21 protein-coding genes are annotated in these 22567 nt (G+C 57.1%); 13 read left to right on the forward strand and 8 right to left on the reverse strand.

The features are described from left to right. Positions 1–22 precede the first annotated feature (22 nt). Positions 23–1282: a D-amino acid dehydrogenase gene (locus tag BM267_RS03720; protein ID WP_074777817.1), complete on the forward strand. Its 1260-nt coding sequence runs from the start codon at positions 23–25 to the stop codon at positions 1280–1282. Positions 1283–1391: 109 nt separating this feature from the next. On the opposite strand, the gene hepT is transcribed toward BM267_RS03720, so the two are convergent. The 4 genes from hepT to BM267_RS03745 all read right to left on the reverse strand — a co-directional run bounded on the left by hepT (position 1392) and on the right by BM267_RS03745 (position 5261). Further along, the gene (gene hepT, locus BM267_RS03725) at positions 1392–1814 is read right to left on the reverse strand and encodes a type VII toxin-antitoxin system HepT family RNase toxin (RefSeq protein WP_074777815.1); all 423 of its coding nucleotides are present in this window, start codon (positions 1812–1814) and stop codon (positions 1392–1394) included. Continuing rightward, positions 1807–2199 (reverse strand): type VII toxin-antitoxin system MntA family adenylyltransferase antitoxin, encoded by a 393-nt coding sequence (mntA, locus tag BM267_RS03730; RefSeq protein ID WP_074777813.1) that lies wholly within the window; start codon positions 2197–2199, stop codon positions 1807–1809. Before mntA ends, hepT begins: the two co-directional genes overlap by 8 nt. 88 nt (positions 2200–2287) lie before the next feature. Next, complete coding sequence (locus BM267_RS03735) at positions 2288–2788, reverse strand: hypothetical protein (protein WP_074777811.1); 501 nt, start codon at positions 2786–2788, stop codon at positions 2288–2290. A gap of 613 nt (positions 2789–3401) precedes the next feature. Beyond that, positions 3402–5261 (reverse strand): bifunctional metallophosphatase/5'-nucleotidase, encoded by a 1860-nt coding sequence (locus tag BM267_RS03745; RefSeq protein ID WP_083392369.1) that lies wholly within the window; start codon positions 5259–5261, stop codon positions 3402–3404. A 291-nt stretch (positions 5262–5552) separates the two neighbouring features. Here BM267_RS03745 and BM267_RS03750 point away from each other — a divergent pair, with 291 nt between their 5' ends. Genes BM267_RS03750 through BM267_RS03775 form a run of 6 tightly spaced genes read left to right on the forward strand, consistent with a single transcriptional unit; the run spans position 5553 to position 12012 of the window. Next, the gene (locus BM267_RS03750) at positions 5553–6041 is read left to right on the forward strand and encodes a GspH/FimT family pseudopilin (RefSeq protein ID WP_074777807.1); all 489 of its coding nucleotides are present in this window, start codon (positions 5553–5555) and stop codon (positions 6039–6041) included. Beyond that, entirely contained in the window at positions 6038–6547 is a 510-nt protein-coding gene (gene pilV, locus BM267_RS03755; RefSeq protein WP_074777805.1) for a type IV pilus modification protein PilV, read from the forward strand. The genes BM267_RS03750 and pilV overlap by 4 nt, the downstream gene beginning before the upstream one ends. Then, positions 6544–7311, forward strand: coding sequence for a prepilin-type N-terminal cleavage/methylation domain-containing protein (locus BM267_RS03760; protein ID WP_074777803.1), 768 nt, complete (start codon positions 6544–6546; stop codon positions 7309–7311). Before pilV ends, BM267_RS03760 begins: the two co-directional genes overlap by 4 nt. Continuing rightward, entirely contained in the window at positions 7308–7898 is a 591-nt protein-coding gene (locus tag BM267_RS03765; protein WP_074777801.1) for a pilus assembly PilX family protein, read from the forward strand. Before BM267_RS03760 ends, BM267_RS03765 begins: the two co-directional genes overlap by 4 nt. Positions 7899–7918: 20 nt before the next feature. Beyond that, on the forward strand, positions 7919–11608 hold the full coding sequence (locus BM267_RS03770) for a pilus assembly protein (protein ID WP_143063002.1): 3690 nt from the start codon (positions 7919–7921) through the stop codon (positions 11606–11608). After that, positions 11605–12012, forward strand: coding sequence for a type IV pilin protein (locus BM267_RS03775; protein WP_074777799.1), 408 nt, complete (start codon positions 11605–11607; stop codon positions 12010–12012). Before BM267_RS03770 ends, BM267_RS03775 begins: the two co-directional genes overlap by 4 nt. 212 nt (positions 12013–12224) lie before the next feature. Here BM267_RS03775 and BM267_RS03780 read toward each other — a convergent pair whose 3' ends face one another. From BM267_RS03780 to BM267_RS03790, 3 genes are all read right to left on the reverse strand, one after another. Further along, entirely contained in the window at positions 12225–13274 is a 1050-nt protein-coding gene (locus tag BM267_RS03780; RefSeq protein WP_074777797.1) for an acyltransferase family protein, read from the reverse strand. After that, entirely contained in the window at positions 13271–14470 is a 1200-nt protein-coding gene (locus BM267_RS03785; protein WP_074777795.1) for a serine hydrolase domain-containing protein, read from the reverse strand. Before BM267_RS03785 ends, BM267_RS03780 begins: the two co-directional genes overlap by 4 nt. 77 nt (positions 14471–14547) lie before the next feature. Further along, positions 14548–15021 carry a pilin gene (locus tag BM267_RS03790; protein WP_074777793.1) on the reverse strand — a complete coding sequence of 158 codons (474 nt, stop codon included), beginning with the start codon at positions 15019–15021 and terminating at the stop codon, positions 14548–14550. A 396-nt stretch (positions 15022–15417) separates the two neighbouring features. On the opposite strand from BM267_RS03790, the gene pilB reads away from it, so the two are divergent. The 6 genes from pilB (at position 15418) to BM267_RS03820 (ending at position 21432) form a co-directional block, all read left to right on the forward strand. Continuing rightward, positions 15418–17124, forward strand: a complete 1707-nt coding sequence (pilB, locus tag BM267_RS03795; protein ID WP_074777791.1) for a type IV-A pilus assembly ATPase PilB — start codon at positions 15418–15420, stop codon at positions 17122–17124. A 3-nt stretch (positions 17125–17127) separates the two neighbouring features. Beyond that, on the forward strand, positions 17128–18396 hold the full coding sequence (locus BM267_RS03800) for a type II secretion system F family protein (RefSeq protein ID WP_083392367.1): 1269 nt from the start codon (positions 17128–17130) through the stop codon (positions 18394–18396). 3 nt (positions 18397–18399) lie between these two features. Continuing rightward, positions 18400–19272 (forward strand): prepilin peptidase, encoded by an 873-nt coding sequence (locus tag BM267_RS03805; protein WP_074777789.1) that lies wholly within the window; start codon positions 18400–18402, stop codon positions 19270–19272. Between the two features lie 292 nt (positions 19273–19564). Then, positions 19565–20188 carry a dephospho-CoA kinase gene (coaE, locus tag BM267_RS03810; RefSeq protein WP_074777786.1) on the forward strand — a complete coding sequence of 208 codons (624 nt, stop codon included), beginning with the start codon at positions 19565–19567 and terminating at the stop codon, positions 20186–20188. Continuing rightward, on the forward strand, positions 20185–20373 hold the full coding sequence (gene yacG / locus BM267_RS03815; RefSeq protein WP_074777785.1) for a DNA gyrase inhibitor YacG: 189 nt from the start codon (positions 20185–20187) through the stop codon (positions 20371–20373). Before coaE ends, yacG begins: the two co-directional genes overlap by 4 nt. A 36-nt stretch (positions 20374–20409) precedes the next feature. Continuing rightward, positions 20410–21432 carry a Nudix family hydrolase gene (locus tag BM267_RS03820; protein WP_074777783.1) on the forward strand — a complete coding sequence of 341 codons (1023 nt, stop codon included), beginning with the start codon at positions 20410–20412 and terminating at the stop codon, positions 21430–21432. A 175-nt stretch (positions 21433–21607) separates the two neighbouring features. On the opposite strand, the gene ispH is transcribed toward BM267_RS03820, so the two are convergent. After that, entirely contained in the window at positions 21608–22555 is a 948-nt protein-coding gene (gene ispH / locus BM267_RS03825; protein ID WP_074777781.1) for a 4-hydroxy-3-methylbut-2-enyl diphosphate reductase, read from the reverse strand. Positions 22556–22567: the final 12 nt, after the last annotated feature.

Below are 22567 nucleotides of genomic sequence, written 5' to 3' on the forward strand. Positions count from 1 at the left end.
TGACGTTACTGGAGCTACAACAATGAAAACAATCGCTGTCGTTGGTGGCGGGATCACCGGTATCACCACCGCCTACGCCCTGAGCAAACGCGGCTTCGCCGTTACCCTGTTCGAAAAACACCGCTACGCCGCCATGGAAACTTCCTTCGCCAATGGCGGCCAGTTGTCAGCCTCCAATGCCGAGGTCTGGAACCACTGGTCGACCATCGTCAAGGGCCTGAAATGGATGCTCAAGAGCGATGCACCGCTACTGGTCAACCCCAAGCCCAGCTGGCACAAGCTTTCCTGGTTCGCCGAATTCATCGCCTCGATCCCCAGCTACAACCAGAACACCATCGAAACCGCACGCCTGGCAGTAGCCGCGCGTGAGCATTTGTTTGCCTGGGCTGAAGCGGAAGGCATCGACTTCGACCTGAAGAAAAAAGGCATCCTGCACATTTACCGCGACAAGGCAGGTTTCGACCACGCCGGACGGGTATCCCAGTTGCTGGCCAAAGGGGGCCTACCCCGCCGCAGCGTAACGCCCGAAGAAATGCGCAGCATCGAGCCCACCCTGGCCGGCCAGTATTACGGCGGTTATTTCACCGAATGCGACTCCACTGGCGACATCCACAAGTTCACCAACGGCCTGGCGGCGGCTATCGATCGGCTCGGCGTGCGTTGCCTTTACAACCAGGACGTGAAAGCGGTCGCCACCGACGGCAAACGCGCCAGCGTGACCACGACCAGCAATGCCGGCGATGAGACGCAGCATTTTGACGGCGTAGTGGTCTGCGCTGGTACCGCCAGCCGCGACCTGGCCGCCCAGCTGGGCGACAGGGTAAACATCTACCCGGTCAAAGGCTACTCCATCACCGTCAACCTCACCGACGAGATCAGCCGCGCCTCAGCACCCACCGTCAGCTTGCTCGACGATGAAACCAAACTGGTCACCAGCCGCCTGGGCAATGACCGCTTCCGCGTGGCCGGCACCGCCGAGTTCAATGGCTACAACCGCGACATTCGCGCCGACCGCATTCGTCCGCTGGTGGATTGGGTGAATGAATGCTTCCCCGGCGTCAACACCCGCAGTGTCGTGCCCTGGGCCGGCTTACGCCCGATGATGCCGAACATGATGCCCAAGGTCGGGCGCGGCAAGTCGCCCTGCGTGTTCTACAACACCGGGCATGGCCATTTGGGTTGGACACTGAGCGCCGTTACGGCGGATATGATTGGTGGGGTGGTGGAACAGGCGTTGGGAAGTAATGCGAAGGTTGCTTCCCCGCAGCCGGCTCACGCGTAAACCCGGGGCAAGACAGCGAGACTGGTGAGGTCTCGCTGTCGCTTTATAGCTGCTCGGCGGCACATGAGAGCCTACTCAACTCGCTCTGACAGAACGGAACTTACTTCCCTTAACTCTTACCCGAATCACGTAACAACAACTGGCGGCTGTACTCGGTGAAATCAGTCAGGTGCTGGGTTATCACGGCCACTACGATGGGTATTTGCAACGTCTGGTAGTCATGCACGGCAATGTTGCGAAAACCGACCATATTCTGCAGTGGCTTGACCAAGCCCGTGTCAATCCAGCCGGCACCGTCCAATAGCGCAAACACATCACGCGAACTCTGAGGCACCCCCAGACGCTCACGGCGGATCAGATATTGTCCCATATCCAGAGCAGCCTCGCAGGCTCGCTGGATATTCAATATCGCAGCATCCTGACGGGTGTGGTCCGAGGCAAAACTCTCCGGCCCTTTCTCGTACTCCTCCCGCGCACGTGTCACACAGCGTTCGATGGTCGCGGCCTTGTTGATCAATACATCATCAGCCATAAATGGTCCCCGTGCGGCGAATGTCTTTCAAAAGATCTGCGCGCGCTTCATCCAGTGAGGTCTTGTCGCTGAGTATAAAACTCTCATACAACGAGACGTCGCTATCTCGAACCCAGACTCGCTTGCCCGTGGTAAGAATACGGTATTGCATCACGGTCGATGCAGCCCTCAGGTTGACCAAGTCCACAGAACAACCAGCCATCGTTGCCAGTTGACCTGACAGCTCCCACAGGGCAACGGCATCCGGTGGCGAGTCTGCCAGAATGGCCAGATCCAGATCGCTTTCAGGTCCGGCATCGCCACTGGCCTGACTACCAAAAAGATACAGCGCTGACAGGCTGGGGATGGCCTTGCGTAGGGCATCAAGAATCGGTTGTAGGTTCATATCGGCTCCTTGCACTCAATTCTGGTTGTCTGCGCAAGACAATACAACCAGATTCGTAGGCAGTGCGGAAACCGTGGCTGGGGCCACGTTAATCGAACAGATATTCTCTGATCAGAAGCGAATTGAATGGACGTTGGAATACTTCAAAACCTTCCAAGTGAACCCTCATCTCGGCCGGTAAAGACAAGTAATGCCGTTGCAACGCCCATCGGGTAGAAGGAAAAGCAGCTGGCTTGATTTGCTCAACCAAAGTAGCCGCATCCTCGGGAACTGGGCTCTCACCTGCCTCGATAACAAGCAGCGCGGCAGCCAGTTCACCCAGCTCCGTGGAAGAACATTTTTCCTCAGCCAGTGTAGCCCGGACGAGCAGGAACCCTTCCATATCCTTTTGAGGGTAGGCTTTCAACGCTGTCAGCACTGACTCGGAGGGTAAACTAGCGTTACGGCCCATGAGCAGACATTCTTGAAGTCGACGTTCATAAACGGCGACTTTTTCTTCCAGATACACGAACGCCAAAGAGCCTTCGGCAGAGGCCCCAGAACATAGCAATCCAAAGGTCACGATTGATAATGCAATTAGTTTTTTCATTCAAAACCCTTGACAGCCGTCTTCGACCGCTCGCCAGAAAAGACGTTGCTCATGCGTCGATCCGCTCAATTGCTGCAAGCGAGCAGTTTGGATAAAAACATTCCGTTCAATCGCAGAAACCGAGGCCATGGCTTGGGCTAGCATGTACCAATCAGTACTGGCGATATTATGCCCCACCTGGGCAGCGTTATTACCTAGAAAAATCGTAGCCATGACGCCGGTTGGGAGGGCGGTTTCCAGCAGCTTACGGCTTCTTGGTAAACCTCTGAGATGCCTCAATGCAGCGATATCGCTCTGGTCAAACCGTAGCCCATGTATGGGAGGGCATCGCACAAGCAGACTCCTTTCCGATAATCTCAAGGAACCCTACCGATAGTCGTTTCAATTGTCTTGCCGCTACGCTGGTAACGTCCTGATAATGAGCGCGCTGTCACAGTTTACCGGGTGACGCAGCCACGCCTAATGTCTTAACCACTTTGACTAAACGGGATTGAGCCGCAACCGGGCCAAATGACACATGTTTACCAACAAAACAGCGAGACTGGTGAGGTCTCGCTGGCGCTTTATAGCGGTTGGATGACGTATCAACTTGCCACCCAAGCCGGTTACCGTATCAGTAAATCAGCTCAGTGCCGCTGACAGTAATCACCCGCTGATGGGAATACTCGTCCCGCGGGATGGTGCCAACCGAGGGACGGGCCTTCAGATAATCCACCAGGCTCTGCGTGTATAACAAGCCGGTGTTGATCGACCGGCCATCTGCGGTCACCTCGCCCAGAGTTAGATACCCATCGCGCCCTTCACCGAGAAAATCATTGGTGACCATGACGTAGGTCTGGGTCGGGTTGATGGGTGCCCACAAGCCATCCGCACCTTTCACTTCGACGTTGCTGAAGCGGCTACCGCGTGGCTGCGACATATCCAGATCCCAGCGCAGCGCTGCAGCGTAAGGATGTGAACCGTCACCACCGCCATTTTCCACATGGCTCCACACGGCATCTTCCAGGGCGGCAACCGTCTCCGCACCAGTTATATCCAGCTCGACCAGCACGTTGGTGAACGGCAGCATGGTAGCAGCAGTATCGAAGGTGATGACACCTGCCGCCATGGGTGTTCTCACACCACCGGCGTTCTGCAGGGAGAAGTCAGCCCGCTTGCTGGCTTCAAGGAAGGCCTCGGCCACCAACTGCGCCGCGTCGCTGCCCTGGGCCAGCTGATCTGCCATCTCACAACCGGGAACCCCGCCACTGCGAGTGGTACCTGGCACTCGCACCAGACAGAAGGGAACCTCGGCAGAACCAATCTGCTCCTGCCGGGCAGAGTCCAGTTGAGCCTGATAACGGTCGAGAATACTCTGGGCATCCGGGTCCGGCTGGGCCACTGCTACTTCCGGCTGCTCGGCGAGCACCTGCAGCAGCGCCGCTGTTTCCGTCTCGTTCAAGGGCGCGCCATCGCGCTGGAACTCGTCGCCGATAACCAGCGACGCCTGACCACCACAGCTTTCCACCGCACCCTCGGCATTGAAGTTGACAGTCATCAGACCGAACACCTTGGTGTATTCCCAGGCTTGTCCGATGCAGACCATCTCGCCATCACGGTTGGTCACCACAGTCGGATAAGCCAGCGGCGTCTCGCCGGGGCCTTGCAGGCCCAGATTGCGGAAATCCCCGACCAGCGTATGAGAGTCACCGCCGATGATCACATCCACCCCACTCAACCGGGCAGCCATGTCGACATCATTCTGATAGCCCTGATGCGTGAGCAGCACGATATGCTCGACGCCCTGCTCCTGCAGCTCGTCGATGTTGCGCTGGGCGGCAGTGACCTCGTCTTCGAATACCGTGGTGGGCAACGGGCGGGATGAGTTCTGCGTCTTGCCGGCAATATCGATACCCACGATGCCCACCTGAACACCATCCACCTCGGTCACCACATGTGCCTTGATGTAGTCATCCACTGCGGATGGGGCCAGCGGCGTGCCTACGGCGGGCTTGACGTTGGCCGCCAGTGCGGGGGTATTACAGCTGCCGTCGGCCAGATAATCCAAGAACGCTTTCAGTTGAGCGTCGCCATCGTCAAACTCGTGGTTACCCAGGGCAAAGGCGTCAAAACACACCGTGTTCATCAGCTCGGCATCCGCCCGGCCTTCGTAGAAGGTGTAATACAGGGATCCGGTAACGGCGTCGCCGGCGTGCAACTTGAGCAGATTCGCGTGCTCGGCTTCCGCCTCGTTGAACAAACGGGTTATCCGCGGAAAGCCCCCCACCTCGACCGTCGTGGGCTGACCATCCAGCTGCAGCGTCAGCTCGAGCGGCTCCAGATTGGAATGATGGTCGTTGATATGGGCAATATTCAGCACCAGCGGCTGGCCGCTGTCTGCGTTATCGGAGGATGAGTCACTGTCGCTGTTACAGGCGGCCAGGGCGATACAGGTTGCCAGAAGGCTGAAGCTTTTCCATTGCATACTGGGCATGACGGGGCGTCCATGAGAGTTGGATTCCCGTACAAACTATGGGCTCAGCGTGACGCAGCAATGACGTCAAAAAAACAATTGATTACAGGTCGGTGACTATGGCCTAGAACGCTGTCGTTGCAGAAGTGCTTTCTAGCGAAAGCTATTTTTCGCTTCACCGCGCCTCACGCCCGCAAGGTATTCCGTCGCTCTGCAAGACACTTCATCCATAAGAAATGACCGGTCATCGCCATGGCCACCCCCTTGCCATCTGGCCAGCATATAGTGCACCGACTAGAAGGAGGATTCTGGATGAATCGTTATAAGGGATTTACGCTAATAGAGTTGATGGTGATACTAACTATCTTGGCCGTCGTCGCTCTTATCGCAGTGCCAAGCTTCACCACACTTATAAGAGATAACCGCACTGAAGCCCAGGCAGAAACCCTCAACGCACTGTTTCAGTTCGCCCGTAGTGAAGCAGTGATCCGCAAGATAGATACTTTCGTTGTCATCGATCCCAGCAAAGGCGAAATTGAAGTGTTCGCTTCAAGCGTGCATGGCGATTTACTGCGGACGTCATCCTTTGATCCCACCATCATCAGTCTCGACGTCAGCGCCACCACCGCCGGCTACCGCCCTAATGGCACTACCACCGTGCCCGGCTTCGAAGCAGTGCTCTGCGGCGACGGTAACGTCGATAACGCAAGGCTCGTAACCATTGCCGGCAGCGGCACTACCACCCTGCATAACAAGGGCAAGAAAGCCAACGGCGCCAATCTGGGGAGCTGCACGTTATGACACATGCAAGATCCGGCGGTTTCAGCCTTCTTGAAGTACTGATAACCATCCTACTGACGGCTGTAGGCATCTTGGGCATGGTCGCGATGCAGGGCAAGGCGATCCAGTACACCCAAGACTCAGTGGAGCGCACCCAGGCAGCCATGCTGGCAAATGAGCTTCTCGAAATTATACGCGCCACGCCCAGCAGTCTCCTGAGCACCGATGGCTCGCCCCTGTTCGACTCGCTACCGGCCAGCACTAGCGATGCCTGTCTCAACATAGAGAACAAATTGATGGAAACCCAAGTAGCCTGCTGGGCTACCAAGGCACGCACTCTACTGCCGGGAGCCGACTCCCTTGGCGAAAACTTCGTCTCGTGTATCTCCAATGAGCCGGGCGTATGCGACAACAACGGCGCCGCCGTGGAAATTCGTCTGGCATGGAATGCAACTGGCGAAGGCTGCCTTACAGCGGGCGATGTCGAGAATAGCCTCTGTACATTTACGTTCAGGAGCCAAATATGAAAGCGAACTCCCTAATAGATCGGCACCGCGGGCTCTCTCTGATCGAGCTGCTGGTCGCCTTGTTACTTAGCACGCTGCTTATTCTTGGTATTACCCAGGTATATATCAACAACAAGAGAAACTATGCCTTTCAGCAAGGCCAGTCCGATAATCTGGAAAATGCTCGTTACGCGCTCATGCTTTTTGAAGAAGAACTATATCGCACAGGCTACCAAGCCAGCGCGGATTACGGCTTCGAGAACGCATTTCGTGCCGCCCCCAACGCATCAGCAAATTGCTCGTTCGCTGCCGGCGAAGTCATCAATTTTGATGTGGAAGACCAACGCATATGCATTCGGTATCAGCCGTCTCTTCCCCAGCTCACTGTTTGCTCTGGCGAAGTAGTCCCTGGCTTGGCAGACCCGTATCAAGCTGACGCCCCCCCCGTTACGGTAGAGCTGACAATCTCGGGCAACTCGCTGCATTGCAATGGCGTGCCGCTGATCAACAACATGATGGATATAAAACTCATGTTTGGGGTCAGTGATGATCTCACCAGGGAAACCCAGAAGTTCACCGACGTGCCGGCTACCAATGAGCGTATACGCTCTGTCCGTTACGCAGCGCTACTGAAAAGCCGCTCGGAAAACCTTACCGACGACAACAGTCGAATATACAGCGCTTGGCGCGATAAATGGTATTCCGAAAGCGGGGCCGTCGCCCCGGACCGCGCCCTCTATTTTTCAACCGAAAATACAATTGCATTGAGGAACCTGGCCAAATGAAAAATCAAAAAAAAGGTTCTTTCTCCCCTAACAGACAGAACGGGGCCGTCCTTCTTGTTGCTCTGGTTTTCCTGTTGATCATCACCACTCTCGCAGTGACAAGCATGCGAGAAGTTGCTCTGGATTCACGTATCACCAGCAACCTCATCGATCATAAAAGGCTGTTCAACGCAGCAGAGGCAGGCCTGACCGATGGCCAGTATCGAACAATCGGCACCAAGGTCAAAATTCCAGGGGAATACAGTCTGGCGACGGCCCTACGGCCGCTGAACGCCACCGCTACCTGTGCAAATACCGACTTCAAGGATCCATGTTTGCTTCTGGAGGATCCCAGGTTTCAGCAGGACTTCACCGACGCCGCCAAGAGAAAGCGATACGCGCCGGATGACACCACCGAGTTCGACGAGAGCATCAATTGGTATGCTATACCAGCACCCGGCGGAGCAAATGCCGGTGAAAGCGAGAACCCCGAGTATGGCAACATGATGATGGGGGTCGGCACCTTCCGATATGAGATCAACAGCCAGGCCACGCACGGAGATGGCGTAGTGCGCCTGCGCTCAACTATTTATCGTATCTACAACTAATTCGAATCAAGGATGACGACATGAAGCCGGCCTCTCCTATTATGAAGGTGCTGCTCAGTGCAAGCGCCTTCTCTCTGATCTGCCATGCAGGACTGACCCAGGCTGCTGTCAGCCAGCAACCCCTCATGCTCGTTGAGTCAGTAGCCCCGAATCTGATATTCACCTTGGATAGTTCAGGAAGCATGCGCTGGGCATTCGCCCCGGACAATATCGGTATCAACAATGCCAACAGTAGCCAGAACGCGCTACGTAACAGCCGCAGGGCCAAGTCGTCGACGTTCAACCCGCTTTATTACAACCCTGAGGTGACCTATCGCTTACCGGTCAAGCTGAACAATGATGGAACCCCGGCCGCCTCTGGCTATACTACGAGCTTTACGAACGCTTACCATAACGGGTACCAAACTTCCCATGGCTCCGTCAATCTCAGCAATAGTTATCGTGTCGCCTGGAACTGGGATATCAACAGCAGCCCGAACTATAGCTACAACAGCACAACCGACTATCGCGGCTCAACGGGTCATGTTTACAACCTTGCGGAAAACCCTGCAAGTGATTTCAACACCTGGAGCAGCAACCGCACACGAACCGGAGTTCCTGCCTACTACTACGTTTACGACGAATCCCGCAGCGGCTGCGATAACAGCATTGATAATGACAGCTGCTATCGAAAGGTAGATGTCAATACGAGCGAGCGCCAGAACTTTGCAATCTGGTATTCGTTCTACCGCACTCGCGCGCTGGCAACCCTGACGGCTGCTAACCTTGCATTTAACGATCTACCGTCATCCATCCGTTTTACATGGCAGGACCTCGACAGGTGCCAGCTTAACGACAGCAACTGCGAGAACAACTATTTCCGCACCTTTACTGACCGACATAAAGGTAACTTCTTCAAATGGCTTGCCAATGTGGATTTCAGCACCAGCACGCCCCTGAGAAAAGCTCTGGACGACGCGGGCAAGTTTCTCCGCACGAACGATGCGTGGGCATACAATCCCAACCCCATGACATCAGCAGGTGGCAGAGGCTCAACGGTGCAGTCACCCGAATATTCCTGTCGTCCTTCTTTCCACGTCATGATGTCTGATGGTATGTGGAATGGTGCGAATGGCGATCCGAGCGGCACCTTGCGTGCGGACCACAGCAGCTTCTCATTGCCCGGCATAGGCAACTACACGTCATCCAGGCGCCCCTATGGCGACAGCACCACCAACACACTGGCTGACCTTGCCATGCACTACTGGGCGACGGACCTTCGCCCCACCCTGGACAATGACGTAAAACCTTATATGCCTTTCAAAGGCCCTAACGAGAACTGGGACCCTCGCAATAACCCCGCTACCTGGCAGCATATGGTGAATTACACCATGGGTCTGGGCCTCAGTCAGAGTCTTACCCAAAACGGGTTGACCTGGGAAGGCGATACTTTCAGTGGCGGATACGAGAACCTCGTAAACGGCAGCCGCTCGTGGCCAGCCGCAGCGGCAGACAGTGGCAACAACGTATATGACCTTTGGCACGCAGCCATCAACTCGCGGGGCGAGTTCTTCAGCGTCGACCGGCCGGAAGACATGATCCAGGCCTTCAATGACATTATTAATCGTATTGCAGAGCGTACCGCCACAGCCGCGGCGGCTGGGTCGGCGCCGTCCACCATCGACAACGAACCGGACCAGCCGCTCAGCTTCACCACCAAAACCAAAGCCTACTTTCCCGAGTACAACAGCGAAGACTGGTCGGGTGACGTGAAGCAGGCGACCATCACACGCCTGCCGGACGGCACCCACTCGCGCACCCTGGGCTGGTCCGCTAGCGACGTGATGAACACCCAGGGGACACGGAACATCTACATGGCAGGCGATACCGGCACAACCGACCTCAGAGAGTTCACCTACAACAATCTGAGCAACACGCTCAAGACCATCTTCGACAGAAACCCCGATAGCCTCGGCAGCTCCACAGACAGCCGCGGGGCAGATCGTGTGGCATACATCAAAGGTAGCCGCGCGGCCGAGGGCTCTGCGAGCAATCAATTCAGGCGCAGGACCTCGCTGCTGGGCGACATTATCAACTCCCAACCTGCGGTCGTAGGCACCCCTGCCTATCTGCCCTATCTAGCAGACAAGATTGACGGTAACCCCGGCGACTACCTGCGATTCCAGCAAAAATATTCTACAAGTGCCGAGAGCCCCAACAGACGGGAGCTCATTTATGTGGGCGCCAACGACGGCATGTTGCATGCCCTTTCCGCAGATACGGGTGCAGAAGTGTTTGCATTCGTTCCGTCAGCGGTACTGCAGCATATGCCCAAGCTGGCCGGTCAGACTTACGCCGGCGGCGGCCACCGGTTCTTCGTGGACGGCTCACCCATTGTCCGAGATGTATACATCAACAACGAATGGCGCACAGTACTCGTTGGCACCCTCCGTGCGGGAGGCAAGTCGGTCTTCGCGCTGGATATCACCGAGCCGGGTACAGACGGCAGCGGCGTCAAGCTGCTGTGGGAAATCACGGACGCCAGCCCGGATTACGAGAATCTGGGATACAGCTTTCCTGAGCCGGAAATCGTAAGGCTGCATAGCGGCGAATGGGCGGTACTCCAGGCCAACGGGTATGAGAGTGCAGATGGCGTCGCCTCACTGTTCATCATTGATATAGCCGATGGCAACCTGATCAAGGAGGTCGTAGCAGAGAATGGTGAAAGCGGAGCGAACGGATTGTCCGGAGTCCGTGGCGCGGACAACAACGGCGACGGGATTGTGGATTACGCTTATGCTGGTGACCTCCAGGGGAATCTGTGGCGGTTCGACCTCTCCAGGCCAGTAAGCGCGACAGACGGTGACCCCTTCGCCCGTTCAAAACAAACCGGTGTCAGCACTGGTGATTACAAGGTCTCCTACGGTGGCAAGCCCCTGTATCAGGCGGCTTACTCGAACGGCAATATCCAGCCGATAACGGCTCCACCTTCGCTTGTCAGACATCCGACAAGACGGGGTTATCTGGCAATTGTCGGCACCGGCAAATACTTTGAGACCGACGACGCTGCCCCGGACACCACCAAGGCACACAGCGTCTATGCCGTCTGGGATAGGCTTACGCGCGGCCAGGCTACCACATCGGTCAGCCCCGGCAACCTAACCAGGGCCAACCTGCAGCAGCAGCGCATTGTGGAAGAGAAAATCACCAGCTTCTCGGGTGATACCGGGTCGACGAGCTGGACCCTGCGTTACCTCACGGATAATCCCGTTGGATGGTATAAGGACGGTACAAGCGTGGCCGAGGAAGACCTGAGCAGCCGAGTCCAGACCTGGGGTTGGTACGTCGATCTGGAAGTCGGCTCGAGCAAAAAGGGTGAGATGATGATCCAGAGGATGTCCGCCCGCGGCGACACCCTGCTGTTCAGCACCCTGACACCCAACGAAGACCCCTGCGCGGATGGTGCAGGCTATTGGGCCTACGGGATCAATGCCCATACCGGCGCCAGAACCAAACACCCGATGTTCGACTTCAACCGAGACGGGGTACACGACCGCAAGGACACCGATGACGGCACGGCCCCCAGCGGCTTCTCGACCGACTCCCCGATTACCGTCACAAACGACGGCATTGGTATTGATATCAGTGGCGGCGTAGGTATCAGTTTTACCGGAGAGCCTGCTGGTCGCGATAGCTGGCAAACCATGCCACTGGAGGCAGAGGAAGAATGAGTCAGCCAATGATGCGAAACAGCAAGGGCTTCACACTGATAGAAGTAGTGATTGTCGTGGTGATCGTAGGCATTCTCGCCTCAATCGCCCTGCCCAGTTACCGCGAGTACGTGCTCCGCGGTAACAGGGCTGAAGGCCAGGCGTTATTGACTACAGCCGCAGCGCGGCAGGAGCGGTATCGAGTTCAGAATAATGTCTACGCTAAGTCGGCAACAGAGCTGTACGGCGGGACCAAGACGTCAGAAACCGGCAAATACAACCTTGGCGTGAGCGGGGACGGTACGGAATATACTCTGACCGCCACACCGACTTTCAGTGATACCGACTGCGGCAACTTTACCTTGGATACCAAGGGCGAGAGAAAGGTGAATGGGGGTAAGGGGCTAGGACACTGCTGGAGATAATAGCTGGATAAATAGTCAAGTCGGGCAACGGAGCGCCAAGGTCCAGGCGCATCGCCGGTTCCCATTTTTGTGACAACGACTCATTGACGGCACCGGTATTATCCGCGGGCGTTTGCGGTTTAGCTAACGATCTAGCGTGGGCCTCTGTTAGCGCCTGACGCCCCTATCCCACGCAGCGTTGAGTTGATGTGCTGAAGAGCGGAGGAATGCTTTCAGGGCGGGATGGAAGCTTCACGAGAGGCTGAACGGGCCGGAGCGCTACTCCGCAGTCGGGCAAAGCCTGGTACATAAAAGCGACGCTCGACGAAGTAATAACTCATGACGGCGCCCAGCAAACCAAGCCCACCGCCGACGATCAGAATAAATAGCCAGTGCTCACTCCCTACCCAGTCGCGCAGAGCCCGCATGACTGGGTAGTGCCAAAGGTATAGCCCGTAGGACATGCGTCCCAGCCAGGCCAGCAAACCCCAGCCCAACCAGGACGGCTGGGCCAGCAGTAACAAAGCGGCTCCAATTTCAGCAATCGTGAAGCCGTAGCGTACGGTGGGCATCCACATGGTGCTGAAGAAGGTAATTGCAAACGCTAACAGCAATAAGCCAGCAAGCGCCCAGTAGCGGTGAATAGTTACATTCAAGTAGCCCAGCAGACACCCAAGCAGTAGACCGCTACAGTGAGTGTCAGTACGCACATAGAAGGCCCAAGGAGTTGCGAAGTTTTCTGCTCCCCACCAGCGCCACGCGGTAGCAAATATATAAAGCATTGCGATGATTGCAATCGCCAGAGAGCCAGGCAGGCGCAACAACCCCAGCAATACAATAGGCCAAAGAAGATAAAAGTGCATTTCCACCGCCAGGCTCCATACATGAGCTAGCTCAGAAACATATCCACCGAGATGAGGAGCATAGTTCACGACATAAAACGCCGTCAGTACGGCATCCCGGAGGTGCTTGCTGAACATGACATCCGGAAATACCCAGGGCGCCAGCAAGAGATAGGCCGCCAACATCAGCAGCAGTGCAGGCAGCAGCCGACGCAAACGGCGGATGAGGAAGTGACCCAGCCGCAGGCACCCTTCCCGCTCATGCTCCACAATCAGCAGCCGGGTAATCAGATAGCCGGATAACACAAAAAACACATCAACACCGAAGAAGCCTCCGGGCGAACCGGGCACACGAGCGTGGTGCACCACCACAACCAGCGCTGCCAGCGCACGAATCCCGTCAAGCGCCGGGCTATATGTTACGGGGGCAACAGGTTTCACGGTGAGGCCGCGCCAGAGTAATATGCATCCAGCGCTGCATACAGTTGCTCAAGCATGGCGTCAGTCGAGCTGCCGAAGGCCCTGGTTCCGCTCCCCACCCATACAGTCACACCGCCCTGACCGTCGAGAATGGCCAGCGAGGGCGCCCCGTAAAGCAGACCGGGCTGAACGTGTATACGCAGTTGCTCTGCTGCCGACTGATAGGAGAAGACGCCATAACCGTAGCAACCTCGGAACAGGTCTTCTCGGCATATTTCCTCTGCCGGAGCCTGTGTCACTGGAAACTGACCATCTGTCCGCAATGATGACAGCAATTCCGCCAGAGCCATAGCACTACCGGATAGCCCGGCAGCAGAGGAAAGCGCCTTGAAATCAAAATAACGCCAGTAATCTTCGCCATAGAACCCGGAATGTCGAAAGTCATAGATCACCTCATCTTCCAGATAAGGCCCATCAATAAACCGAATACCCCGTGCGGCCAGGTCGTATTCCTGCTCCATTAGCGCACGAAAGTCGCGTAGCTCGGAAGCCCCGCGCTCCAGTACCATGCCCAGCAAACAATAATTGAGATTGGAATAGGCGTAACGGCTGCCTGGGGTGAAATCCAGCCGCAGCGTACTCAGCGGGTCTGTTACATATGGACACCAGGGCTTTCTGTTGCGCACCACCATGGAGTCCGTTGTCTTCAACCGATCAAAACCAGCGCTATGGCGTAAGAGATGCTCAACGGTTATCTGACTGAGGCGCTCATCCTGTGGTTCGGCTGCCACGCTCAGGCGATGCAGTATCAGGTCATCCAGCGCCAGACGACCAACCTGAACTTCCCGCAGCACCAGGTGTGCTGTCAACAGCTTGGTCATGCTGGCGTAGCGAAAACGAGTATGAGAACTTACGAGCGGAGACGTCAAGGGAGTACCCGTCCATCCGTAATGGCACTCATGAATAACCCCATCCGTTGATATGTAAGCCAATTGTCCCGCTGGGGACGCGTTATCCCAGAGTGAATATTTGGAGGCGCTGCTCATCCATTCAGGTGCATTCGGGGAGCAGTGCAGGGTCGGAGCCGCAAGAGCCACCGATACCGGGTAAAGTGCACGTAGCACCATCGAGCGTTCGCCAATCCAGAAGTAGGTCGGGATGCCCAGTAGCAATGCGCCCGCGACGATGGCTGTAAGCAATCGGGTAAAACGACGCATCCTGATTCCTTGGATACTTCAAATAAAAGAAACCCCGCCAGCTGGCGGGGTTTTTTAGGCTATACAGATAGCGAGTATTATTCGTCAGAAGCAGCCGGGCAACCAGCCGGAGCATACTTATCTTCTACTGAAGTCTCGCAGCTCCAAGAGCCAGAGTTATCTTCATCATTGCCAGCACGAGTCCAAGTCAAAGTTTCAGTACGGATCGGGGTTGCGGCGCTAGCACCAAAGGTTGCGGCGATTTCAACTACTCCCGTATCGCGATCATATTCGATGTCCAAACCATCTTGGTCACCAAGATCGATACCGCCCTCTCCAATCAGGTTACTCACAGTCCAGCCTACATGACAATCAGCGGCCTCTTTCCCATCCAGCAAACAGCTTTCAATAGCAGTTCTCAGCGAGCCAGTCTCAGCCATTACGCGGCTCACTTGGGATTTGGCTACGTAATTCTGATACTGCGGAATCGCAATCGCCGCCAAAATCCCAATGATCGCAACCACGATCATCAGTTCAATAAGAGTAAAACCTTTCTGCATTTGAGCTTTCATTTCTCAACTCCATTTGTATGTGAGATAGCCGTTGGGCTGGTGGAGTTATTGCAGCTTGTGTGCCAAGGTGGGCTGGCTTGGGGTTCTGAGGTGGAAGATGGGGCGGAGGCAGGGGCGTTTGCGAGGTGGGTGATTGCGGCGGGGCGCGGCTCCTATGGGGTTGGAGGATAGTGCTTAGGGTGTGGGGGTTGTTCGCGGCCAAGGCCGCTCCACTCGCAAAAGCACGCTGCTAGCTGGCCATCAACAGCTGATGGGCCGGCAGGGATTGGCGGAAATTGACGATTTTTGTCAGGTGTAGCTAGGGCTACGTTGCACATTTGGTCGCTGCACTTTTGGTGTGTCAGCGCGGTGCTGTACTATAGGTTGCACTGTCTCATTACGTACCGGGAAGACTATATGGATACCCCCGCTCTCTCCGGCCTGGCCCGGCGGATTGTTCAGGAAGAACTGCTGGATGCGCAGGCGGCTGGCAAGGCCAGTCAACAGGCCAGCCAGGACAAGATTCCCCTCATTACCTATCTGGTGCAGAACAAGCTGGCCAAGGCGCGTGATCTGGCCATGGTATGTGCCGAGGAGTTCGGCTATTCCTATCTGGATCTGACGGCGCTGGACCGCGACAGTCAACCAGAGGTCAGCCTGGTCAGCGAGAAGCTGATCCGCCAGCATTGTGTGATGCCCTTATATAAGCGCGGTTCGCGGCTGTATCTGGCGCTCTCCGACCCGACCAATCAGCAGGCGCTGAGCGATATCCAGTTCAACACTGGTTTGATGACCGATGCGGTGATTGTCGAGGACGACAAACTGCGTACGGCTATCGATAAGTATCTGGAGAGCGCTACCGGTGGCCTGGGTGATATGGACGATGGCGACCTCGACGGCCTGGAAGTCGAAAGCGCTGCCGATGACGATAAGCGCAAGGATGCGGCTGGCGACACGGAAGACGCACCCGTGGTGCGCTTCGTCAACAAGATGCTGTTGGATGCGGTGAAGAAAGGCTCCTCGGACTTGCACTTCGAGCCCTACGAGAAGACCTACCGGGTGCGTTTTCGTACCGACGGCGTGTTGCATGAGGTCTCCAAGCCGCCGGTGCAATTGGGGGTGAAGATTGCTGCGCGTTTGAAGGTGATGTCTTCAATGGACCTGGCCGAACGTCGCAAGCCACAGGATGGTCGCATCAAGCTGAAGATCTCCAAGAACAAGGCCATCGACTTCCGGGTCAACACCCTGCCGACGCTGTGGGGCGAGAAAGTGGTGCTGCGTATTCTCGATGCGGACAGTGCCAAGATGGGTATTGATGCGCTGGGTTATGAGGATGACCAGAAGCAGATGTACCTGGATGCGCTAAGCAAGCCCCAGGGCATGATTCTGGTTACCGGCCCAACCGGCTCCGGTAAGACGGTGTCCCTGTATACCGGTCTGAACATTCTCAACACCATGGAGCGCAACATCTCCACCGCAGAAGACCCGGTGGAGATCAATCTGGAGGGGATCAACCAGGTCAACGTGAACCCCAAGCAGGGATTGGATTTTGCCCAGGCTCTGCGTGCCTTCCTGCGCCAGGATCCGGACATCATCATGGTCGGTGAGATTCGTGACCTGGAGACGGCCGAGATTGCTATCAAGGCGGCGCAGACCGGTCACATGGTCATGTCCACTCTGCACACCAACAGCGCGGCAGAAACCCTTACCCGCCTGCGCAACATGGGTGTGGCCTCATTCAATATCGCCACCTCGGTAAACCTGATCATTGCTCAGCGCCTGGCGCGGCGGCTGTGTTCACACTGCAAGAAGCCGATGGATATTCCCCGCGAGACGCTGCGCGAGGAAGGCTACTCTGAAGAAAAAATTGCTAGCGGGTTAACGATTTACGGGCCGGTGGGTTGCGAAAATTGTCAGGACGGTTATAAAGGGCGTGTCGGGATTTATGAAGTGGTCAGAATCACGCCGGCCATCCAGCGCATCATCATGGAAGACGGTAACTCCATGCAGATTTCCGACGTAGCCCAGAATGAAGGATTCAGAAGCTTGCGCCAATCCGCGCTGATGAAGGCGGAACAGGGTGTCACCAGCCTGGCGGAAGTGAACCGAGTGACCAAGGATTAAGTCATGGCCCAGCAAGCAGCAGTGAAAAGGACCAGGCCGGTCGCGAAACCCGCGAAGAAAGCCAAGGTTGAGAAGGTCTACCCGTTCAAGTGGGAAGGCAAGGATCGCAAGGGCGTCAAGCTGTCCGGTGAGATACAGGGCACTAACCAGGCTCTGGTGAAAGCGCAACTGCGCAAGCAAGGCGTGCTGGTCACCAAGATCCACAAGAAGTCCTCCCTGTTCGGCCCGCGCGCCAAGAAGATCAAGCCGCTGGATATTGCCTTCTTCACTCGCCAATTGGCGACCATGATGGCGTCGGGCGTGCCCATCGTGCAGGCGTTCGAGATTATTGCCGAGGGCGCTGCCAACCCCAATTTCGCCAAGCTGATCAACGAGATCAAGACCGATGTGGCCTCGGGTAATACCCTGGCGGCGTCATTGGCCAAGCATCCGCAATACTTCGACGATCTGTTCTGCAACCTGGTGGAGTCCGGCGAACAATCGGGCCGGCTGGAATCGCTGCTGGACCGTATTGCCACCTATAAAGAAAAGACCGAGGCGCTGAAGGCCAAGATCAAGAAGGCTATGACCTACCCCATCGCGGTGGTAGTGGTGGCGGTGATCGTGACGGCGATCCTGTTGCTCAAGGTGGTGCCGCAGTTCAAGGACGTGTTCTCCAGCTTCGGTGCCGATCTTCCGGCCTTTACGCTGATGGTGATCGGTTTATCGGAATGGCTGCAGTCATGGTGGTTCATCATATTGGTCGGACTGATACTGCTGGGGTTGGGGTATCGTCAGGCCCATCGACGCTCCAAGTCATTCCGTGATGCCCAAGATCGGACCCTGCTCAAGGTACCGATCGTGGGGCAGATCATCTATGAAGCGGCAGTAGCCCGTTATGCACGCACTCTGTCCACCACCTTCGCGGCCGGTGTACCGCTGGTACAGGCACTGGACTCCGTGGCCGGGGCGGCGGGCAACGTGGTGTTCTACAACGCCGTAAACAATATCAAGCAGGATGTATCTGCCGGTACCCAGCTCAACTTCGCCATGCGTACCACCAATGTGTTTCCCACCTTGGCTGTACAGATGGCCGGTATTGGTGAGGAGTCGGGTAACCTCGACGGCATGCTGGAGAAGGTGGCGGACTTCTACGAAGCCGAAGTGGACAACAAGGTGGACAACCTCACTACCCTGCTCGAACCGATGATCATGTCGGTGCTGGGTGTGCTGATTGGTGGCCTGATCATTGCCATGTACTTGCCAATCTTCCAGCTGGGCGCCGTTGTCTGAACCATGACCTTACTTGATTATTTGGCCAGCCACCTGCTGGCCTTTGTTGTAGTCGCCGGGCTGTTGGGGTTGGTAGTTGGCAGCTTTCTCAATGTGGTGATTCATCGCTTGCCGAAGATGATGGAGCGCGACTGGCTGCAACAGGCCCGGGAGATGTTGCAGCCGGAGCAGCCGCAGACCGAGCAGCCGGTGTACAACCTGATCCTGCCTCACTCCCACTGCCCGCATTGCCAGACCGAGATCAAACCCTGGCAGAATCTGCCGTTAATCAGCTATGCGCTGTTGCGTGGCCGCTGTGGCAGCTGTCGGGAGCGTATCAGTCCACGCTATCCGCTGGTGGAGCTGCTCACCGCCGTGCTGAGTATCGTGGTGGCCTGGCAGTTCGGCTTCGGCTGGCCGGCCGCCGGGATGCTGCTACTGACCTGGACGCTGATTGCCCTCAGCCTGATCGATGCCGATACCCAATTGCTGCCGGATGCCATTGTGCTGCCGATGTTGTGGCTGGGGTTGATTGCCAATAGCTTCGGGTTGTTCACCGATATGCATTCGGCGCTCTGGGGCGCAGTGTTCGGCTATCTTAGCCTGTGGTCGGTGTATTGGCTGTTCAAACTGATCACCGGCAAGGAAGGCATGGGCTTTGGTGACTTCAAGCTGCTGGCCATGCTCGGAGCCTGGGGTGGTTGGCAGGTGTTGCCGTTGACCATCTTGCTGTCCTCGCTGGTGGGTGCGATTCTCGGGATCATTATTCTGAAGACTCGCGGCGACTCGAATTCCACCCCCCTGCCCTTCGGACCTTATTTGGCCATTGCCGGGTGGATTGCGATTATCTGGGGGGATTGGATTACCGGAACGTATTTGCGGTTTGCGGGGTTTTGAATCACGGCCGGGTTCCATCCCGGCCAGCGGTGATTCAGGCGGCTTTGCTGGTCGAGCTGGTGTTCGACCCTCCCAGGTAAACCGGTGGCGGGGGCTGGCTTGCTTGCGAATGGGCTGGATGGAAAGGCTTCGCGGCCGAGGTCGCGCTCACAAATGCCTTGCTGATGCTTACTAACCTGACTCCGCCTGGGATCCAGGTCTGCTCACATCCCCTTTCTCTGACCGGTCCACAGACCCATCCAATCTACGTATACTGGGCGCCTTCGATATAGACGCAAGGCGCTGATATTGCATGAGCATCTCCAATCCTTTCATCATCGGTCTCACCGGCGGCATCGGCAGCGGCAAGAGCGCGGCAGCTGCGCGGTTTGCCGAGGCGCATGATATTCATGTGGTGGATGCTGATATCAAGTCGCGGGTGGTGGTGGAGCCGGGCCGGCCGGCGCTGCAGCAGATTGTCGACCGTTTTGGTGATGCGGTGCTGCAGGCGGATGGTTCGTTGAATCGAGCAGCCCTGCGCGAGCGGGTTTTTCAGATAGCCGACGAGCGCCGCTGGCTGGAGCAGTTGTTGCACCCGCTGATCCGTGAGGAGATCGTCCGTGACCTGGCTTCTGCCCAGTCGCCTTATGCGCTACTGGTGTCACCGCTGCTGGTGGAGTCAGGGCAGTATCAGATGACCCAACGAGTGTTGGTGGTCGATGTGCCCGAGGCGCTGCAAATCGCCCGCACCACCGCCCGTGACCAGGTGCCAGAGGCGCAGGTGCGTGCCATTCTCCAGGCCCAGGCGCAACGTGAAGACCGGTTGCGCCACGCTGATGACGTCATCACCAATGACCAGGACCTGGCGGCACTGCACCGCCAGGTTGATCAATTGCACCAGTTCTATCTGGCGCTGAGTACAGGAGCCAAGCCATGACCACTACTGTTGAATGCCCTACCTGCAAGGCCCCCGTCACCTGGGACGCAAGCTCTCCGGACCGCCCGTTCTGCTCCCCCCGCTGCCGCCTGATCGATCTGGGCGCTTGGGCAGCCGAGGAACATGTGATTCCCGGCGATGAGCTGGAGCAGGATCTGTTTTCTGAAGATGTCCCCAGGCAGTAATTTTACCCTTCACCTGTCACCGACTCCGAGAAATACATGCGCCGTATCCATGTCATCGCCGCCGTCATCCGCGACGCTCAGAACCGTATTCTGATTGCCAAACGTCCTGACCATGCGCATCAGGGTGGGTTGTGGGAGTTTCCCGGTGGCAAGGTTGAAGAAGCCGAGACCCGCCGCGACGGGCTGGGCCGGGAGCTGCTGGAAGAGCTGGGCATTGCCGTTACCGAGGCCCGCCCGCTGCTGGATATTCGCCATGACTATCCCGACAAGTCAGTGCGACTGGATGTATGGCTGGTGACGGGGTTTGATGGCGAGGCCCACGGCGCTGAGGGGCAGCCGGTGCGCTGGGTGGCGGCTGCGGAGCTGGATGAGTATGCGTTTCCTGCCGCCAATGCGCCTATCGTGCGAGCGGCGCAGTTGCCGGAGCAGTATCTGATTACCCCCGATGTGGCGGACGAGGCGGAGCTGTTTTCTGGGCTGGAACGGGCTCGGGACGCGGGTATCAGAATGGTGCAGTTGCGGCAGACCGGGCTGGACGACGCGGCGTATCAGGCATTGGCACAGCGAGTGTTGGAAAAGTTTGGCGGCGACTTTCAGTGGATGCTGAAAGGCGATACGTCACCTGTATGGCCGGGTGCAGGCTGGCACCTGACCAGTCGACAGTTGCGTGCGATGTGGACCAGGCAAACTCAGGGGCAGCCTGGGGCTACCATCGGCTCGGGGGCGGGCCTCCTACAAGACGAGGATTCCTTTAGTTCCCCAGCTCTGCTCGCCGCCTCCTGCCACAATGCGGAAGAGTTGAAGATGGCCGCCGATCTAGGAGCCGATTTTGTGACGCTTTCCCCCATCAACTCTACCGCCAGCCATCCTGATGTCCAACCCCTCGGCTGGGAGCGAGTCAGAGAGCTGATCGACTCGGTGAATATGCCGGTGTACTTGCTGGGCGGGCTATCGGCTAATGAGCTGCCAGAGGCCTTCGAGGCCGGGGCACAGGGTGTGGCTGGGATACGGCAGCTCTGGGGAAGGTCGAGCTCCATCTCAAGCAACGTAGCTTCTTGAGAACACCATCATCGAGCTGGTGCTCGACGGTCCCAGGGGGCGATCTATGGAAGATCGAGTACCATCTCGACCAACGCAGTTTCCTGATACGCCGCTGGCCGGGATGGAAGCCGGCGCGGCTGCCATCGGTCGTCCATGGCCTCATATAGCGGTATGGTGTGCCGTGCAACGAGCGTCAGGTAATTTCCACTACCCGCAATTCCTTGGGCATGCTGAAGACGATGTTCTCTTCCCGGCCGTCCAGTTCCTGCACGCCGGTGGCGCCGCTGTCGCGCAGGTGTTGAATAACCTGCTGCACCAGCACATCGGGGGCGGAGGCGCCGGCGGTGACGCCGATATTGGTAACGCCTTCTAGCCATTCCGGGCGGATCTCGTCGGCGCCATCGATCAGGTAGGCAGGTGTGCCCATGCGATCCGACAGCTCACGCAGGCGGTTGGAGTTGGAGCTGTTGGGGCTGCCGACCACCAATACCAGATCACACTCACTGGCCAGCTGCTTGACCGCATCCTGGCGGTTCTGGGTGGCGTAGCAGATGTCGTCCTTGCGCGGGCCTTCGATAGCCGGGAAATGCTTGCGCAGGGCGTCGATGACACGTGCGGTGTCGTCCATGGATAGCGTGGTCTGAGTGACGAAGGCCAGGCGCGAGGGATCTTTCACCTGCAGCCGGGCGACATCGTCCTCGTTTTCCACCAGATAGATAGCGCCACCGTTGCTGCCATCGTACTGTCCCATGGTGCCTTCCACTTCCGGGTGCCCGGCGTGGCCGATAAGGATGCATTCGCGGCCATCACGGCTGTAGCGCACCACTTCCATATGCACCTTGGTCACCAGCGGGCAGGTGGCGTCGAACACTTTCAGACCGCGGGCATCGGCGTCGTCACGCACGGCCTTGGATACACCGTGGGCGCTGAAGATGACGATGACGTCGTCGGGAATCTCATCCAGTTCATCGACAAAGACCGCACCGCGGTTACGCAGGTCTTCGACGACAAATTTGTTGTGCACCACTTCATGGCGCACATAGATCGGGGGGCCGAACACTTCCAGCGCGCGGTTGACGATTTCGATGGCGCGGTCGACGCCGGCACAGAAGCCGCGCGGGTTGGCCAGTTTGATCTGCATGGGAAGCCTCGA

Source organism: Halopseudomonas bauzanensis, from assembly GCF_900114735.1.
Taxonomy (GTDB): Bacteria; Pseudomonadota; Gammaproteobacteria; order Pseudomonadales; family Pseudomonadaceae; genus Halopseudomonas; species Halopseudomonas bauzanensis.